Raw genomic sequence first — 18,438 nt, 5'->3', positions numbered from 1 at the left:
ATCAATATAATATTTTTATATATTACAAAAACTACTAATTTGATCAGACGATTAAACATCTGAAAAAGAGAAATCCGGGTTTAAAAATTTTTTATGGGGGATGAAGTGTATTGCCATGTACTATTAAAAAAAAAAATTTGATTCTGCTTTTAGTAATTCCAGCAATTTTATTTGTATTATTTCAGATTCCTAATATTATACAGGGAAACGCCTTTTTTATTAATGAAGAAGAAGAGATTGATAAAGCCTTATTCCATTATCATAGCGGAAATTATTCTAAAGCACTTGAAAATATTGATTTTGCAACAAAAATTAACAATTCAAATCCATTTTCTTCATCATTAAAATCGGTTATTCTTTATAAATTATATAATTATGAAGAGAGTGTTATTTCAGCAGACAGGGCTATTCTTCTTAATGATAGAAACAGTGAAGCATATCTTACAAAAGAATTATGCCTCATACGTATGGGAATAAAAGAGAAGGGAATATCATATATAATTAATCCTGATATGAATTATTCAAATTCTGATTTTGAAGCCTTTAATAGAGAGATACTATATAAGGTAAATCTGCCATTAAGTGATCCTGATAATGCAGACTTCTGGATAAAATGGAACAGACTTAATCTGTGGGAAGCACCCGGGAGCAGCAGGTATGTGGGCACAACGAATGCATGTAGCAATGTGGAAATATTCATTACCGGAATGGAAGTGCACAACAATGAGACATATTATCGAATTAAAGAATCAAATCGTGATTTGGAAGGATGGATTTAAGTAACAAATATATTGATACTATTTTTTATCCCATCATATTTTAAAATCCTGAGTGCCATGCAAAAAAACAATTTAAAAATGCCCTGCACATCAATATATAACCAGAATTATTATTGTTTGGTGGTGACGTATCTTTATGCTATTCTCAAATTATCTTTGGCAGGGATGACTTCATGGTTCAATGGCCAGATCTGGAATGCTGACTACAAGAAAGAAGCTAAAGAGGATAATAGAAGTTATCTGCACCAATCAGACATTGAGGAGATATTAGGTGCGCTCACCAGTTTATTTTCAAAAATTCCAATAATATCCAGACAATTTGATCTGGCAGTTGTTTTAACTAAACCAGCCATGAAATTAGAAATAATTAAATTACCTGAATTCAAAGACCGGATTTGTATGAGAAAAATCATACTGGTCTTTAAAATGCCCCTGAAAATATATTTTCTTCACCTGAGATCCCCATACTCAAAGAAAGAAAAAGGCGTTTTTAAATTAGGGTATTTAATTTAATAATTTATCCTCTGTTCTTTCTTTTAAGATATCGTGATAATATATATTTTTGAGACAGGAATATACAAAAAGAATATTTTGAATTTATTTATCACACATATTTATTGGATGCCATTAAATATTGAAACAATATGATAGTCTGAATTAATAAATATATCTTCTAATCATAATTTCAGAGTAGTTTTTATGTTTTTTAACAGATATCATGATAAAAATATATGGAAAGTTTCATTTTTACAAAAACCAATTACTAAATTATGCCGAAAGACCAAAAGGAATTTATAAAAATTATTGAAATCCTGAAAGATAATCCACGTGGAATGTCCGTCAAACAGATTTCTGAAGCCATAGGAGTTAACAGAATTTCGGTAGGTCATTATCTTGAAATAATGAATCTTCAGGGTCAGGTTGATATGGAGTCATATGGTCAGGCAAAAGTATTTTTTTTATCAAAAAGGGTTCCGATAAACGAATTAATGGATCTATCAGCAGAATCTGTAATACTATTGGATGAAAATAAAAAGATAATCAGGGCAAATACAAATTTTTTAAATCTTCTTAATTTAAATGAAGAGAAAATCAAAAACAAGGATTTCAATTCTGTTATAAAAAAATTTGGAATAAATATTGATGAAAATATTGAAGAGGCCATGAAAGGGAATGAAATAAACGAAGAGGTTTCAATTAAAAAACCGGATTCCATCAGATGGTATAATACTAAAATCATCCCTACCGTTTATTTGGAAGGTTCACCAGGCCTCATAATTATTTTTTCAGACATCACTGACTATAAATTATCACTTGAGGAACTTAGAAAAAGCGAAAAAAAACTTAGAACGCTTATCAGGGAGCTTGACTTATTCCTGAAATCTGTCGAAAATTATGAACAGATAAATGCAGATATAAGAAATCCCCTCCAGACAATTGTCGGAATTACTGATCTTGAAGGAGGTGAAAATTCAAATTTAATTTATGATCAGGCCAAAAAAATAGATGAAAGTTTAAGAGAAATAAATATCGGATTACGTGAAGCAGAAAAAATACGTGAATTCATAAAAAAGCATATCAAAATGGACGAATACTCATAACAAATAATCAAATAATATTAATAAAATAACTTTTTTTTCTTACACATATAATATATAAATACAATACAAAAATGTATTTTTTCAGGTCTCCACGGGCAAGATTGTTAATATAAAAATAATACGTGCCCCCAAATATTAATCAATTTAAAAAAACTACATTTGATGCCTAATCACCAGCCTTTTCTAAAAGTTAATGGTATTCTTATGGCATAGAAGAAATTTCCACATATTTTTTCATATGCAGATATTATTGAAATAGATTGAAAATGATTTAGAAAAATATATAATATTCCAGGTTGAGAAAATATGTGGTCAATTATATCCATTCATTTATTGACCACAAACCCATAATACATGAAGGGAGTTTTTGCATCATTCTTCCCTTCAGTTTTGAAAAAAATATTAACTCAATTTAAAAAAATTATTAACGGTATGAAAAACTCCAGACTGGTATGCCCTCACTTCCAAGATCAACCTTAAGATAAGCATTTTTCTCTGAAAAATCTTCAGGAACTTCAAATATCAAAACGGCTTCCATGTGTTCTTTTCTGTCAAGGACTTTCATTTTATAGGTGTGCCCAAGGCCTAAGACGTATCCTTCGGGCGTTGAATCCTTAAATTCCTCTCCCATATAATACAATGTGAAATCACTGTTGTCCGGTGTGTTTATTTGTTCATATTTACCGCCACGGTATCCAAGGTGTGTAACATCAACTACAACATAAAAATATTTTTTTCCGATTGAAGCAGTTGTATATTCTTTGGATTCTTCGCTATAATAAGTATTTTTATAGCCAAAAGTATCAACCTGGAGTGAAATATCATTAAAACCATACGGATCCTGATATTTATAAATATCCTTTAATTTCATACCATCAGAAACCAAGAGTGCATTTGTCGACGGAGGAATTACCTTATATTTATCAATTGAATCAAGCTGCAAAGTCTGCAAAACATCATTTAATTTGTCAAGCCCGTCAACAAGAGATTTTCTGCCTTTACTTATTTTTTCCAGGTCGTTAAACGTAATTCCGTACCATAAGTACATTCCTGAATCAGAATAAACATCCAGAGCTCTCTCATAGTCGCTTTTTGCATTTTCCAAACCTATTGGTACAATTATGCCCCTTATTTCTTCCCTGTACTGTTCTGATAAAGATATTAACTCAGTTGACTTCTCTACTGATCCAACCCATTCTTTCCGATGATATTGTTCATTAATATCCTGTGCAAGATCATTCAGACTATATGTCTTTTCTTTAATGTAATTTTTAAATTCATCAGATGTCAGAAAAGTATATTCCATGACATCATTAGTACCCAATAAAATATTGTCAGCATATATTCTGGAATCAGGATCTTCATAAGGAATTATTCCTGAATTTTCATCTAATTTTACAAAAGACCATTCTGTTTTTTTTATGTAAATCCCATCTTTGACAGAATCTTTAAATTTTTGCATATCAGCCGCAGTAAGCTTGAATTTAACAGGAGGTATTTTATTATTCTCATCATTGAAATTTATTATTATGAAGCCAATCAGATTCTTTTGTTTACTTAAATAAAATGTCTTCACAATTGAGGTTGCATCAACTTCATATCCCCACAAGGTCTTTTGGAGATTGTTGAGTCCCCCGCTTTTGTAATTTATGTCTATTACAAGCCCGTTTTTCCTTAACATATAATCCGGATCTGATATCTCAATATCCTGAATAAGATCATAAACTTCAATATTAGTACTAACACTGTTCAGACCAGGGCCTCTAAAATTTTTGGAAGCTTCATTTAACAGAACACCCGAGATTTCATCAAGTTCAAAATCCCCTGATGCCGTTACTTTTTTAACACTGGTATCAAAAGCTGAATTCTGATCAGGTTCCGAAATGAGCCCCAGTTTATCAAGAATATTATTTGGTTTTTCAATTTTTTCTAAAGTTGAATTTTTTTTCTCAGTCAAATTTTCACCAGTAGTTAACTCCTCAGAAGCACTTGCCGGTGCAAATGCGGCGAAAAACAAAAATCCGGTAACCAGCAAAATTAAAAGAATATTGTGAAAATTAATCTTATTGAATACATAATCAGATCTAACTTCACATAATCCCAATAATTTGAACCGACCGGAACAATTTTTGTGTTTTACTTTTTGGTTTCTTTCGATATTAATGAATGACAAATTTAAGCACCCCCAGCCTTAGTAATAGTTAATTCAACAGAATATCATGAATATGTCTTAAAAAATTTTGCCGGACAAATACTGACTGCATATCCTGAATATCCTGAAATTGCAAATAAGTATCTCAATACTTAATTTCACTCTCCAAAATCCCCTATCCAAAGCAATGATTTCATGTTTCCCAGATCATCAGTAATTTTTTGGGCTTTCCAGGAATAACTGTAATCATTATTTCTATCATCATTGTTTTTAGCAAACAGTGTCAGGTTACTTTCCATGCTCCCATTAGTAAGTTTATGATGAATGATTCTTGCATCATTCTGCAAATCCTCAGGCAGAAGATTATAGAAATATTCTCCTAATGCTACACTTTCAGAACATTTCAGATAATCGCATCCATGGATATTAATAGTGGTGATCTTACCATTAATGTCAACCGTCAAAGTGGGCTTTGGAATACAGTCAATACATTTTTTTGTAATCTGACGTTCAAAGCGAATTAAATTATTTACAGTGTGATTCTTTTCAGACAGAGGTATTGCATTCCCATTTTTTCCGGAAGAAATATTTTGTATTGAATATTCTTTTTGTATTGCCATTGAAACCAGGTTTGTAAATATCTCAAAAGTCTGCGTTTCATACATATTTTCACCCCCGTGAATGGCAAATGAGATTAATCCATAAAGTTTGTTATTACAATATAACCCTTTTGTATAGCATTTACCAATATTGAGTATGTTATTTATTGTATTACACTTGTATAGCGGGAGACTTTCCTGGAATAGTCCATAAACTCCATTTTCGGAGACAAGAATCTTTTCATTCAACAGTTTACCGGCATAGCCTTCAGGAAGTCTGTATTTATGCTCATGAAGATTTAGCTCCATCATATCACAGCATATACCTTCATATCCATCAATTGAACCTTTAAATGAATATATTTCAAACATACCGGAGTTTTTATTAAGAATAGATATATTTGCAACTGCATAAGGTACAATATTTTTTAATTCCACAGAAATATATTCTAAAATAGAATTTAAGCCTGACATTTCAGACAGTTTTACAGCAGACTTGTGCAATGTATCAAGATTATTCTCTGATAATTTTTGCAGTTCTTCAAATTTCTTTTTTTCAGTAATATCAGAACCAATACACAGTATCCCGTCATCTTTTATTTTTTTATCCTTTATTAGACTAAAGGACCATGAGATCCATAATAATTTATTATTTTTTGTAATACCCTCATTTTCACTGATGTTATATAACTCCGGATTCTCACAAACCTCACGAATAAACTCACGGGTATCTCTGCCGTTAGATTCTATTTCAGGAGCAAGGGTGCCTGAAAAATCCTTACCAATTACTTCATCACGGGAATAACCGTACACACTCTCGCCAAACTCATTTATAAATGTGATTTTGCCTTTATTGTTAAGCTTAATAATTATAGACTTTGATGTTTCAATTAAGTCCCTGTATTTCTTTTCACTTCCCCTTAAACTGATCTCAGTTTCTTTTTTGTCTGTTATATCCCGCCCTACACACTGAAATTCAACCAAATAGTTATTTTTATCAATAATCGGGTTTATTTTCCATTCCTGCCAGAATGAATTACCCTTATAATCCACAATTCTGGTTTCATAGTAAGATGCCTGTCCCTCAACAAAGAAATTTAGTTTTATTGCCCTAATTTCCCTGCAAACATTCTCAGGAAAAATAATGGATATATCCTGGCCGGTTAACTCTTCAGGTGTAAAATTGAAATTTCTGCAAAGTTCTTTATTGACAAAGGAAATTTTTTTGTCAGGCATTGAAAAACGACAGATCATATCTGTATGTTCTTCAACAACAGCCCGATATCTCATCTCACTTTTTTCAAGAGCATTGCGTGTCATTTTAAGCTGCGTAATATCCCTTAATGTCTGTATTGCCCCGACAACCAAACCACTGTCATCATATAAATATGAAGTTTTACTCCAGAGATATGCACCTTTACCATCAAAAACGTCCTTAAAATATCCAATTTTTGTTAATGCATTTTTTTCAGACTGATCTAAATTTATATAATCTTTTTCCTTAATCAGCTGGTCAATGAGCATATTCCCGGATTCTTTATAAAAAGGAGTGAAATATATCCCACTCATCTCAAGAATATCCTCTTTTCGAATATTTGTAAGCTTCTCCATGGCTTTATTCCAGGCAATTACTTTCTTATTAAGATCAACTGCAAATGTTGCCTCGGGTAAAAATTCAATAATTTCACTTAACTTCTTTATTGTCCCGGTGAGGCTGTCCTCCATCTGTTTGATTTTTGTAATATCATGCTTGAAAAAAGCAATTCTCGCAATATCCTCATTTTCATCGAATATGGGATAATAACTCATATGATATGTTCGGGAATTCTTTTTTTTATTAAAAAATCCTCCATTTTTATTATTTATACAGTTTTCAACAGCCAATGAAAAATAATCAGAATCTTCACTGCTGAAAATCTCAGAGTAGTTTTTTCCCCTTATTGATTCCTGACCGGGATCATCTAAATCAACCCTTAAATCATAGCATGAAAAAATTTTTTTATTATACCCAAGAATATTCCCATTTTTGTCAATCATTATTGCAGAATTTTTTGATTCATCCAGGAGTATTCTGGAAACCTCTTCACTTTGCTTAAGTGCCTGCTCTGCCTTTTTTTGATCAGAGATATCCCTTCCAACAAGCTGATATTCCGCAATTTCTCCGGAATCGTTAAATGTACCGGTATTATTCCATTGAATCCACCGAACACTGTTGTCCTCCATTATAACTCTGTGCTCATAATTAACAGCGGGATTATCAATTGAAATCTGACCCAGACCTGACTGAATGATTTCCCTGTCGGCAAACGGGATTTTGAACAACTCAGATTTTTCAAGAATATCTTCCCTTTTTTTATTGAAATACCTGCAAAAAGCATCATTAACAAAACTGTATGTTCCATCAGGATAATACCTGCAGATTATTTCTTTCTGAGTCTCAATTATCCCTCGATATCTGTTTTGACTGATTTCCAATTTTTTCTGGGTTTCTTTCCACTTCGTTACATCCCTTACAATAAATAATACAACAAGCCTCCCATTCAATTCAAAAATCTGGCTGCTTATCTCAACAGGTATATTTTTTGAATCTTTTTTTATCAAAAATCCGGTAAATATTGAATTATATTGTTCTGCAAGTTCCTGATCAATCTGTGAAGAAATATCCCAGCTGTCAGGAACTATTATTGACCTGGCAGGCATATTTAAAAGTTCATCATAACCGTACATCAGTTTTTTTGAAGCAATTTCATTTACTTCAAGAAGATTTCCTATTAATCCATCATCATTTATTTCATATAGTAAAATTGCATCAAGTGCATTATTGAAAAGATTATGAAATTTCTCCTCACTCTCAACCATTGCTTCTTCAGCAATTTTTTGAGCCGTGAAATCCTGCATAAACAGGAAAAGGCCTTTACCTCCTCCGTCAAGCACAATAGGAATAATATTTATGTAAAAATTGAGTTCCCTACCGGATTTATCAAAAATAATTTCATATCCGGATTTTTCTCCGTCTTCCAAACCCGCTATCACAAGAGGTTTTACTTCCGGATGCTTTATTATTGGAAGATCTAAATCCGACCACAACTGATTAAGCAAATCTTCCTTTTTAAGATTGAAATAATCCAGATATCTGTCATTGACATCCAGAATATTGCCCTCTTTATTTATTAAAACAACAAAATCTGAAGTAAAACTCAGCATTGAGCTCATAGGAACTCTTTTGGATATAGTGTAGACTTTTGCATTCCCCACAAGCTGCACATCAACTTTGCCTGATGCTAACAAAATCTGAAGATATTTTGCAATAGAGTTCCTGTGAATGTTCGTATGACGGGATAACTCGGTTATCGTCATCCCTTTACTTTTAAAACGAACAATATTCAGTATTTTTTCCAAAGTTTCCTCTTCGGAATGCATCACGCTTTAGAGTGTATATGTCATTATATAAAGGTATGCACAGCAATAATGTCCGACAATATATTTTGGATTTGGCTATTATTCACCGTCTGTCAACAATCCTTTTGGGCCTTCCTTTTAACTTGTAAAGTCCAAGATCACCTGTTTTTACGGTTCTAAAAATTATATCAAAAATACCTTCTGTAAAATAATCTTCGAGTATTTTATTATTTTTAAAAAACGATGAAAGAAAATTATCTTTTATTAATTTGATATCACAGCTGTGAATATCCCTGCACTCAAGACCGACCTGCATTGTCGTCTGATTATTAACAGGATCATAATACAAAAATGCCTCATATTCTCCTGTAAGGTATTTCATGTTTTGAGGATGAAAAACACCACTCTCAATATCAATTCTGTTAAATGATGTTTCTTCAAGATATACATTTTCAGAAACCCGTTTTGGATTTTTTATCCTCATATGGGTTCTTCCACATCTGCATTTCTCCTTTGACAAAACTTCAGTCTGATCATCAGTTTCATAATTTATTAAAACAGTTCCTGCTTTTTCGCCATTTGGAATTAATGTTGTTAATACTATTTTTCCTTCATTTCCTTCACTAACAAAATCCTTCATCTTTTCATTATAAAGATCCATATGAACAAGATCTTCAGGGACATGGAGCCCTTCACGGATTTTACATTCTCCACACATCGCCCCTTCAGTACTTCCATATGTATTGCAAACATCCAGACCCCATATTTTATCCAGATAAGCCCTTGATTCAGGTGCAAATCCTTCTCCCCCGACTATAAGTTTTTCCACACCTGATTCTTTAGGGTCAATGCCTGAATCCTCAAGTCTTTGTGCAAGGTGAATTAGTTTAAAAACACTGCCTACAATTGCCGTTGGTTTATATGTTGTCATTACCCTGACAGGAAAAGTGCATTTACCCTCAGGAATTATTGTAAATCCTATTCTTTTGGCAGCAACGGTCATTGTATTTGCACCAACATTCATTCCATAGGAAGCACAGACTGCCATTCTGTCCCCTTCCCCCAACCCCTGGGATACAAATATTCGTGCATATTTTTCCGCATATCTTTTCCAGTCATCCCATGTTGAAAAAAAGGTTTTAGGAATACCACTTGTTCCGCTGGTTTCATGAATTGTAAATACTTCACTGCATTCAACACTTTTAAATAAAAACTCATTTCTTTGAGGTGGCTGATTCTCCCTGATTGTTTTACCAGAAATAATTGGAAGTTCCCTTAAATCCTCATGTTCTTTTATATTAAAAGGATCAATTTTATTTTTTTTAAACCATCTTTTATAAAATGGAGAATTTTCAGCTGAATATCTTATAGTATTCCGTACTCTTTCATCAACAAAAATGTCAAGTTCCGAACGTGACATTAATTCAATATCGGCATTAAAATATTCCATCACAAAACCCCCAAATATGTAATCTAAACAAATCTGATAATGCCTTGCAGTTATTTAAATGAATCCTGATATGATCCATAAAATATACATTCCACACCATGACAGTGAATTATTTATTTGATTGCGAATAATCTGGCATATAACACCGAGGCCAGTATGGAAAAATGGAACTTTGTAGATGGAAAAAATTGCGGAGAGATAAAACTGTACGCCTTAAGTACATGTGTTCATTGCAGAAAAACAAAAGAATTTCTTGAAAAAAACAATGTTTCGTACTATTATATCTATGTTGATCTTTTAGAACCCGATGAACTTGATGAGATATATTCTGAAGTTAAAAAATATAATCCCAGGGGTTCTTTTCCAACTATAGTAATAAATGGTACACGAGTAATTGTAGGCTCAAAACTTGATGAAATAAGAAAGGTGCTGGATTTAAATGACTGATTATGTACCAGATGAAGACACAATAAATACAGGATATCTGAATCTGAATCAAGAAACCAAAAAGAGCGGATATTTTCTGAATCCGGATATAAATTATGTGAAAGAACTGGTAAAAGGATTACTAATTAATAAAAACAGATACGGGTGCAATTCATGTCCCTGCAGACTTTTTATCGGAGACAAAGCTGACAACAAAGATATAATATGCCCTTGTGATTACAGGGATGATGATATTAGTGAGTTCGGATGCTGTTATTGTGCCCTTTATGTTTCAAAAAGTGTTCTTTCAGGCGAAAAAGACCTGATCCAAATACCCGACAGACGCTATGCAAAAAAAGAAGAAAATACAGATACTGGTCTGATAAAAACAGGTAATCTTCCATATCCCGTATTTCGCTGCAGGGTGTGCGGCTATTTATGCTCAAGAAAAAATCCGCCGGAGAAATGTCCAATCTGTGGTGCCTCATCAGAAAATTTTGAAAAATACATCTAAATAATTATAAACTCTAAAACTTTCACAATGTCAGAAAAAATATATGCAATCGATATTGTATTTCTCCCTCCTGAAAATATCATGGATCTCTCAATATCAATTAACAAAACTCTGAACTCATTAACAAAAGAAAGTGAACTTATACTTGACAAAAAAGGATGCCTCCCACATATTTCAGTTGCAATGGGTTCTATAAAAGAGTCGGATCTGGTCAGTCTGAAAGATGATTTAAAAAAAATATCTGATAGGTATCTGCCATATTTTGCATCAATAGAAAAATTTGCAGTTGTAATGACTTCTGCAAATGAAAAAGTTTCAGGAATTGATCTTAATAAAGATAACAGGATTATTGAAATACAAAACGATATTGCATCAGCTCTTCTCAAATATCACACAGGAAATATTACAGAAGAAATGGTTTATAATAACAATAATCCGGTATCTCAATTCACTCTGGAATACTCTTCAGATTATTTACAAAAATCAACAGGTGAAAATTATTCTCCTCACATAACTCTCGGGAACGGAGATGTTTCTAAACTGAATCCCTGTCCGGGCCTGCCTTTCAGATTTACATGCAATAAAATTGCGGTATGTCATCTTGGAAACAACTGCACCTGCCCAAAAATATTGTTTGAAATAAGTAGCGGAATATAATATTCTAAATAACTTTTAAAAAATTTGAAAGAATTCAGAATTTGAGTTTTAATTTTGTTTGTAAAGGCAAAATCTGGATTTTTACAAACAACAATTAATTTTTTGCAGATAACAATTGATTTTTCATTATCCGAAACAGAACACAACTTTTATTTTTTTAAATCAGAATTTATTTAGCAGGAGCTTTGCATTGACATACATTGAGAAAATTTTCAAACTTAAAGAAAATGACACGAACATAAAAAAGGAAGTAAATGCCGGGATTGTCACTTTCATGACAATGGCCTATATCATAGTTGTCAACCCTGCCATACTTGTTGCAGCAGGAATTCCCTTTGGTGCTTCAGTAGTTGCTACGATAATTACAGCAGTATTTGGAACACTTATAATGGGTTTTTATGCAAACCGCCCCTTTGCTGTTGCACCTTATATGGGTGAAAATGCATTTATCGCATATACTGTCTGCGGAGTTCTGGGTTATTCATGGCAGACGGCCCTGGGAGCAGTTTTTATTAGCGGAATACTGCTAACAATCCTGACTCTAGCAGGCGGCAGAAAATTAATGTGCGAAGCAATTCCACAAAATCTAAAGTACAGTTTTGCTGTAGGAATCGGGTTATTTATTACATTTGTGGGCCTTGTTAACTCAAAAATTGTAATACTCGGGACAGAAACCGCCCCCGTTCATGTGGGAGAATTAAATAGTCCGGAAATTCTTCTCGCAATTGCAGGTTTTATTTTCATTTCAGGACTGATAATTAAAAAAATAAACGGTGCAATATTATTTGGAATTATTTTTACATCCCTGGCGGGATTTTTAACAGGAATAATAACCCCTCCTGAAGCAATTATCAGTATGCCGCCCGATATAACTCCTATTCTTTTACAACTGGATATTGCAGGAGTATTCACCTGGGGATTTGTTGCAGTAGTACTCACAATTTTCACCATGTCATTTCTGGATACAATGGCCGGTTTAATCGGAGTATCAGCCCAGGCAGGATTTTTAGATGAAAAAGGAAACCTGCCGGAAATAGAAAAACCTTTTTTAGTTGACGGGATCACCAATATTTTTGCACCACTTATCGGAACCACTACAAGCGGAGCATTTATGGAATCCGCAACAGGAATTCTGGCAGGAGGAAGGACCGGCCTGACAGCAGTGGTTGTTTCAATACTCTTTTCTCTGGCTCTTTTCTTTTCACCACTTTTTGCAGCAATACCTGCATCTGCAACAGGACCTGCAATGATAATGGTTGGAATCTTTATGATGCAGCCAATAAAATTGATGAATTTTAAAGACCAGACTGAAATAATCCCTGCATTTGTTGTTATAATTTTGATGAGCTTTACCTACAATATCGGCGTCGGGCTTTGCAGTGGTTTTGTATTATATCCTTTGTTTAAAGTTATTAAAGGAGAATGGAAAGAAGTTCATCCGGCATCCTGGTTTTTATTTGCCCTTTGTACTCTGTTTTTTATTTTCTACCCATACTAATTTTTATTTTCCTTTGCTTGACATAAAAAGGCTTAATGATAGCCCTGTTATAAGTGCCACGAGGGCATCTGTTGCAAAGTATTGTATTGACAACAATATTTTTAGAGGTATTCCTCCCCAGAAATATCCCAAAAGAATTGAAAGGATAAATCCCAATATTAATGCAAACAAAAGATGCTTGAGCCCGGTAAAATAGTTTACATATGTTAATTTTATGAAAATTACTGCAAATATGATAAATATTAAAAAAAATGAAAGACCGGTCAGTGCATTTACTGCAGGGATGGTTTTCGATGAAAATATTCCAAATTCTGCAATTATAAGATATATTAGAACCATTCCTATTGAATTATCCTTTGCAAATCGCGATAATTTATCAGGCATATAAGGAATTTGGACATACTGCTCTGTTTCAGAATATTCTTTTACCTGTAATATTTTTTCATCAGATAAAACCGGATGTTTTTCGATCTTGTCTTTATGTTCCCTGTATTTTTTTACTGCTCTGACAACAGTTGAAATTGCAATAATCAGTCCAACAATTCCACAGACAAATCCTGCAAATCCAAAAATAAGTGTATCAACTGTAAAACCGTCAGTTAAAATCCTAAAGAGAAAATCCTGAACAAAAATGAAAAGTGCTATTGTGATAATTATTAAAACAATTAATTTTTTCAAACCCAAAATTATGTATTTTGTAAATTTTTTTATAGAAACCGCAAGAATATAGACTGAAATAAGACAGATCATTATCGCAAAAAGATCTCCGGATAATGCTTTTTGCGGCAATATTAATGCATAATCAATTAATTGTTCTAAAAGGGAAATTCCCTTTTGGATATAATCGTTCATTACCAGAATACCTCAAAATCATGACTTCCACAATATATTTAATCAGGATATCACAGAACTGAAATATAACTTATTCAGATAAAATAATTGTTACTCCAAAAAATTTTGGATTTATTGATATTATGGAAAATAATTTTCAACCAGTTTATGAATATGAAAAAATAGAGTTTAATTTTGGAATCTGCAAATAAACTGTGTGGTTATAAGCTAAATCTGATCTAAAATCTCTTCAAAGGAGGAATTCTTAAGTATCCAGACACTTTTACCTGTATAATTCAGATCCTCAGTTTCACGAAGTTCATCGAGTTGATAAACTCTCGGCCCATACTGATAGTCAGTCTCATTATACCACCATTCAGGACATCCATCCTCTGTAACTTCTTCTGTGACAGGGTCTGTAACAAGCCCGTTTGAATATTTGACAATCAAAGTTGCCGTAAGTTTCTTCCAGTCAGAAACTATCTCATCTCCCCTGTTTACAGTGAAATTTGTGATTAATGACTTCGCTTTCGAAGTCTCCCCGCTATTTAGATATTCAACTGCTTTTTCGTCTGTATCTTTTAGCATATTATATGATTCTGTCTCAAGCCTCACCTGTTCGCTTTGAATATCATCTATCATTACATTGTACTTAAGCATCGCCCAGTTTGTGAGAAGGTCAAAAGTCCAGTATGCTTTATCATAATCATATTTTAGTCGATTTCCAGAGGAATATGAATTGGAAATATTCTCTGAATTCGCATATACAGGTGTATAGACAGTTTCGTATGCAACGGCGGGTCCGAACCATAAAACACCACTTATTTCATCTGGAAGATTTGGTCTTATCTGGCCTACATAACTGTAACTGCAAAATATTGCCGATATTGGCCTTACGTTCGCACCTGCACGAACTTCCATGTACGATTCATTTTGAAAGTTAGTATGTGCATCCATCGGGCCGAGATAGCGATATGGATTCCCAAAAGGACCTGCCGCAGAGCCTTTTGTTAAATCAAATTCTGTTCCTTCATAGTGATCCCTGAACATATTGATTGCGGTTTTAAAATCCACCTTTGCGTCAGGTTTTATTGAAAAAGGATATTCCTTTGTATATGAATCCTCAACATAAGGGCTTAACCCAAGCGACGGGGCAAGTTTGTCCTGAAGCCTCCATACTCTCATAAGTGAATAATAAGGATGTGAATACTCACCGAAGCTTACCGCTTTAAGCCAGTCCAGGGTACCCTCAGACGGCGACCACCACCCTGCATTTTCAACAGCCTCAAATAGGTTTTCTGAATGTAACATGTCCTGATTGCTAGGAACAATTTCACGGATTCTGAACTCATTTCCGGCTACGAAAACCTCTCCGTCGCGAACTTTTTTAGCAACCCAGAGGCCGCCGTTGTCGCCGTCCGGATTTCCACACATCTCAATGACCCATACTTCCTCTTTGTCTGCAAAGATTAGTGTCTCACCGGTTCCGTAGTATCCGTATGTATCAATCAGGTTTCCAACAAGCAAAACCGCTTCTTTTGCTTTTGTGCATCGCTCAAGGGCAATGTTTGATAATTCGGATGAATAAAAAATTCTCTTTTCAGGTTCTGCTCCTGGTTCATACTTTGCATAATCTGTGCATTCACCGCTCATCAGATTCTGATCATTTATCATGCCATAGGAGCTTGTATAGTATCCATAGGTATGAGGCACCTGATCAATATATCCAAGAACTAAAAGGGATGAATCTCCTGCCTTATTCCCTGCAGCGTCTGAACCACTGTTAGGATCAAAATATACCGCTCTTTTTTCTCCGGGACTATAATCTGCCGGAGGGACGTAGGTTACAACAACATCATCAACATTTCTCCAGTCTTTCCCGACACCGTCATTTGTATGTCCAACGTAGACTGATCCGTCTGATGAAGCGTCTGGCGTCACAGCAAATATCGTACACCCGGAAACAGCCGTAGGAATGCAGATTAAAAGCACCATAAAAAATGCGGTCATATATTCCACATAGGATAAATCCGAACGTAGTTTAACTTTAACCATACTTTAAAAAAGTATTCAACTATATAAAAAACCTTTTAAATTGATTAGGTATCTAATTTTACAATAATTGACATTCTCCTATCCTTTAAACATGACCTGCATACACCGATTGAAACCGGAATGCATGAAGGCAGGACAGGCTAAATTGCATCTTCTTGATGAATGTCAAAAAAAATCCTAGCCATTGTCACTGTTTACCCTTACAAACTGTCATGATTCAAATGATGCCCGAAGTAAAGTTGGGAAGGGTCTCTCTATAGAAGATATTCTTGGATTATACTAAATATTATCCTAAAAATGGATTTTGGAAGTCTTCTCTTCTTATCAGGAATAAGATAAGAAGGAATGTATCATATTTCTGAATTGTAGAACCTCAAATACAATCTGTTTATACTCGTCTGCATATGATGATATTTCAAAGAAAGATTTCATGCCGTATGAAGAGAGATTACAAAATTTATGGGCGAAGAAATATGGGGCTCCATCTAAGGAACATGGTTTAAAGTTAGGCTCTCATAATTCAGAAGTGGAATCTAAAAAACTTGACTACTTAACACAATATATTTTCAAATATATGGGAAAATCCATAATCTTTGAAAATTCCTTTGATAATAAAAATTATACTGACGTTATGTTAAGTCCTGCCTATCTTGTCTTTCACTCTCAGGTATTTAAAAAATTCAAAACTGTAAAAGGAAGAAGGGGAGTTAAGAAGATGCCTGACGGAACCCATAGGGGACTTTTTCACTGGGTCGCGGTGCCTATCGTCTGTGGAATTCATCAAGAGGTCTTAAAAAAATTATGAAACAGGACAAAAATGAAAATTATGAGAATTGTCTGAGTGTTGAAATGATTAAAGATGAATTTGAGGAAAGTTCAACAAATGTCTTTAAATCCGCAAATGAGAACCTTTTAAAGCAAATAATACATCGAAATTTGTTGAAAGAGGTTGATAGGATATTAAATTGCTAATCTGAATATAAAAATCCATATATTATGATTCTTAAAGGAATAAATATGATTTATGATAAAGAACGAAATGGTTTTTTTTGCAAGGGAAAATTTATTGTAAATAATTTTCCAATTAGAACTGAAAAATACACAGATTTAGAGCTGTTTTTAAGATACTTCCCCATTCAATTCTCACATATCAAAGATGCTACTAACTGGTCACAAACAATTCAAGATAAATATAATGCGATTAGAATTGCATTTGAAGAATTAAAAAATTTAATCGATATTTACTGGAAGGAGTATTGCGATGATATTAAAATTCGTTCCACTCAATATCTAATTGCACTTACTTTGAAATATGAAACCTTCATGAATTGTATCTACAGTTTTTGTGAAAGTCTCGCAATGATAATTAAATTAATTTATCCTAAAATGAATTTAACTTCCAAATTTTCTAAATTGAGATCAGAAATCTTATCTGAAAAAATTATGATAGATGATGACTTTTGTCATCTCATGAAAATAACAGATTGGTACGATGAAGTTCATTGGATAAGAACAGAAGCGACACATTCATTATTTGGTTTTTTATTTTTTTCAAAAGATGGGAAACCAGGTTATCTAAATCAAATATATAACAAACGGAAAGGAGTTCCATCCAATAAAAATGTAGATAATATTAAAGATCACATAAAATTTGAAAAGGATACTGTCAGTGGTCGTGTAAAAATAGAAATTGATAATATTGATAATCATATTGATATAATTTTTTCTGAGTTCAATAAATTTTTATTCGAATTTGGAAAAATCGGATTAAAATTAATAAATTTTGATTTGCAAAATGTAGATATTTGTTTTCAAAATTCTATTACATATCAAATAGGAACAAAATTAATTACAATTAATGACATTAAAAATGACCAACCTGGGATTTGTACAAAATTATATGACGAATGTCCAATGAAGAACTACTGTAAAGCATATACAAAAGCCAGTTAAAATGGTCCTATAAATTTTGTTAATACATCACTTATAAAAATTACAGCTACAATTGATATTATGGAAGATATTAAAGAACATAACCAATTTTCTTTTATCAATTCAAAAACACTTTGAGGAGATAGTCCATATACATCTATAATATTGGTATTTGTTTTTAATTTGTTTTCAGTTTTCAGCAGAATATCTCAAAAAATCTGAACCTTTCTTAAAATCAAAAAAAGACTATTAAAATGGCGTATTGGAGCTATTGGTGGGCTCAATAAAATTAGATATAGGTGTCAGTTAAAAATACAACAATTTACAATCGTAATATCATAAATAATATATTCTTATAGTAAACAAATATCTCCTTAAAATCATTAGAATCAAAAAAGGGATTACGTAATTAGGATAAACACGCCCCGACCGGGACTTGAACCCGGGTCAAAAGCTCCGGAGGCTTCTAGGATATCCACTACCCTATCGGGGCAAAATATTACATTACTAATTTGTCTGATTCATTATATATAGAATCTCAATCA

14 protein-coding genes and 1 tRNA gene are annotated in these 18,438 nt (G+C 33.1%); 9 read left to right on the top strand and 6 right to left on the bottom strand.

Annotated features, from left to right (window positions below):
• Window positions 1-110: 110 nt before the first annotated feature.
• From F1737_RS04035 to F1737_RS04025, 3 genes are all read left to right on the top strand, one after another.
• Complete coding sequence (locus F1737_RS04035) at window positions 111-779, top strand: tetratricopeptide repeat protein (RefSeq protein WP_317137494.1); 669 nt, start codon at window positions 111-113, stop codon at window positions 777-779.
• Between the two features lie 57 nt (window positions 780-836).
• The gene (locus F1737_RS04030; RefSeq protein WP_317137493.1) at window positions 837-1,292 is read left to right on the top strand and encodes a hypothetical protein; all 456 of its coding nucleotides are present in this window, start codon (window positions 837-839) and stop codon (window positions 1,290-1,292) included.
• A 257-nt stretch (window positions 1,293-1,549) separates the two neighbouring features.
• Complete coding sequence (locus tag F1737_RS04025; RefSeq protein WP_317137492.1) at window positions 1,550-2,380, top strand: PAS domain-containing protein; 831 nt, start codon at window positions 1,550-1,552, stop codon at window positions 2,378-2,380.
• Between the two features lie 424 nt (window positions 2,381-2,804).
• Here the strand turns inward: F1737_RS04025 and F1737_RS04020 are convergent, their stop codons facing one another.
• From F1737_RS04020 to ftsA, 3 genes are all read right to left on the bottom strand, one after another.
• Complete coding sequence (locus F1737_RS04020; protein WP_317137491.1) at window positions 2,805-4,337, bottom strand: hypothetical protein; 1,533 nt, start codon at window positions 4,335-4,337, stop codon at window positions 2,805-2,807.
• Window positions 4,338-4,690: 353 nt separating this feature from the next.
• The gene (locus F1737_RS04015; protein ID WP_317137490.1) at window positions 4,691-8,530 is read right to left on the bottom strand and encodes a PAS domain S-box protein; all 3,840 of its coding nucleotides are present in this window, start codon (window positions 8,528-8,530) and stop codon (window positions 4,691-4,693) included.
• Between the two features lie 103 nt (window positions 8,531-8,633).
• Complete coding sequence (ftsA, locus tag F1737_RS04010; protein ID WP_317137489.1) at window positions 8,634-9,980, bottom strand: coenzyme F390 synthetase; 1,347 nt, start codon at window positions 9,978-9,980, stop codon at window positions 8,634-8,636.
• Window positions 9,981-10,136: 156 nt separating this feature from the next.
• On the opposite strand from ftsA, the gene F1737_RS04005 reads away from it, so the two are divergent.
• The 4 genes from F1737_RS04005 (at window position 10,137) to F1737_RS03990 (ending at window position 13,075) form a co-directional block, all read left to right on the top strand.
• Entirely contained in the window at window positions 10,137-10,427 is a 291-nt protein-coding gene (locus tag F1737_RS04005; protein ID WP_317137488.1) for a glutaredoxin family protein, read from the top strand.
• On the top strand, window positions 10,420-10,920 hold the full coding sequence (locus F1737_RS04000; RefSeq protein WP_317137487.1) for a ferredoxin-thioredoxin reductase catalytic domain-containing protein: 501 nt from the start codon (window positions 10,420-10,422) through the stop codon (window positions 10,918-10,920). Before F1737_RS04005 ends, F1737_RS04000 begins: the two co-directional genes overlap by 8 nt.
• Before the next feature lie 27 nt (window positions 10,921-10,947).
• On the top strand, window positions 10,948-11,577 hold the full coding sequence (locus tag F1737_RS03995; RefSeq protein WP_317137486.1) for a hypothetical protein: 630 nt from the start codon (window positions 10,948-10,950) through the stop codon (window positions 11,575-11,577).
• A gap of 190 nt (window positions 11,578-11,767) precedes the next feature.
• The gene (locus tag F1737_RS03990; protein ID WP_317137485.1) at window positions 11,768-13,075 is read left to right on the top strand and encodes an NCS2 family permease; all 1,308 of its coding nucleotides are present in this window, start codon (window positions 11,768-11,770) and stop codon (window positions 13,073-13,075) included.
• Window positions 13,076-13,078: 3 nt separating this feature from the next.
• Here the strand turns inward: F1737_RS03990 and F1737_RS03985 are convergent, their stop codons facing one another.
• Together F1737_RS03985 and F1737_RS03980 are read right to left on the bottom strand one after the other, a co-directional pair.
• Entirely contained in the window at window positions 13,079-13,927 is an 849-nt protein-coding gene (locus tag F1737_RS03985) for a hypothetical protein (protein ID WP_317137484.1), read from the bottom strand.
• A 207-nt stretch (window positions 13,928-14,134) separates the two neighbouring features.
• On the bottom strand, window positions 14,135-15,961 hold the full coding sequence (locus tag F1737_RS03980) for a dipeptidase (protein WP_317137483.1): 1,827 nt from the start codon (window positions 15,959-15,961) through the stop codon (window positions 14,135-14,137).
• A gap of 430 nt (window positions 15,962-16,391) precedes the next feature.
• Here F1737_RS03980 and F1737_RS03975 point away from each other — a divergent pair, with 430 nt between their 5' ends.
• Both F1737_RS03975 and F1737_RS03970 read left to right on the top strand, forming a co-directional pair.
• Complete coding sequence (locus tag F1737_RS03975) at window positions 16,392-16,766, top strand: hypothetical protein (RefSeq protein WP_317137482.1); 375 nt, start codon at window positions 16,392-16,394, stop codon at window positions 16,764-16,766.
• Between the two features lie 212 nt (window positions 16,767-16,978).
• On the top strand, window positions 16,979-17,914 hold the full coding sequence (locus F1737_RS03970; protein ID WP_317137481.1) for a hypothetical protein: 936 nt from the start codon (window positions 16,979-16,981) through the stop codon (window positions 17,912-17,914).
• A gap of 400 nt (window positions 17,915-18,314) precedes the next feature.
• On the opposite strand, the gene F1737_RS03965 is transcribed toward F1737_RS03970, so the two are convergent.
• Window positions 18,315-18,386 (bottom strand) — tRNA-Arg (locus F1737_RS03965).
• Between the last annotated feature and the right edge of the window lie 52 nt (window positions 18,387-18,438).

The organism is Methanoplanus sp. FWC-SCC4, from assembly GCF_032878975.1.
GTDB lineage: Archaea > Halobacteriota > Methanomicrobia > Methanomicrobiales > Methanomicrobiaceae > Methanochimaera > Methanochimaera problematica.
This window is presented reverse-complemented; position numbering and strand designations above follow the sequence as displayed.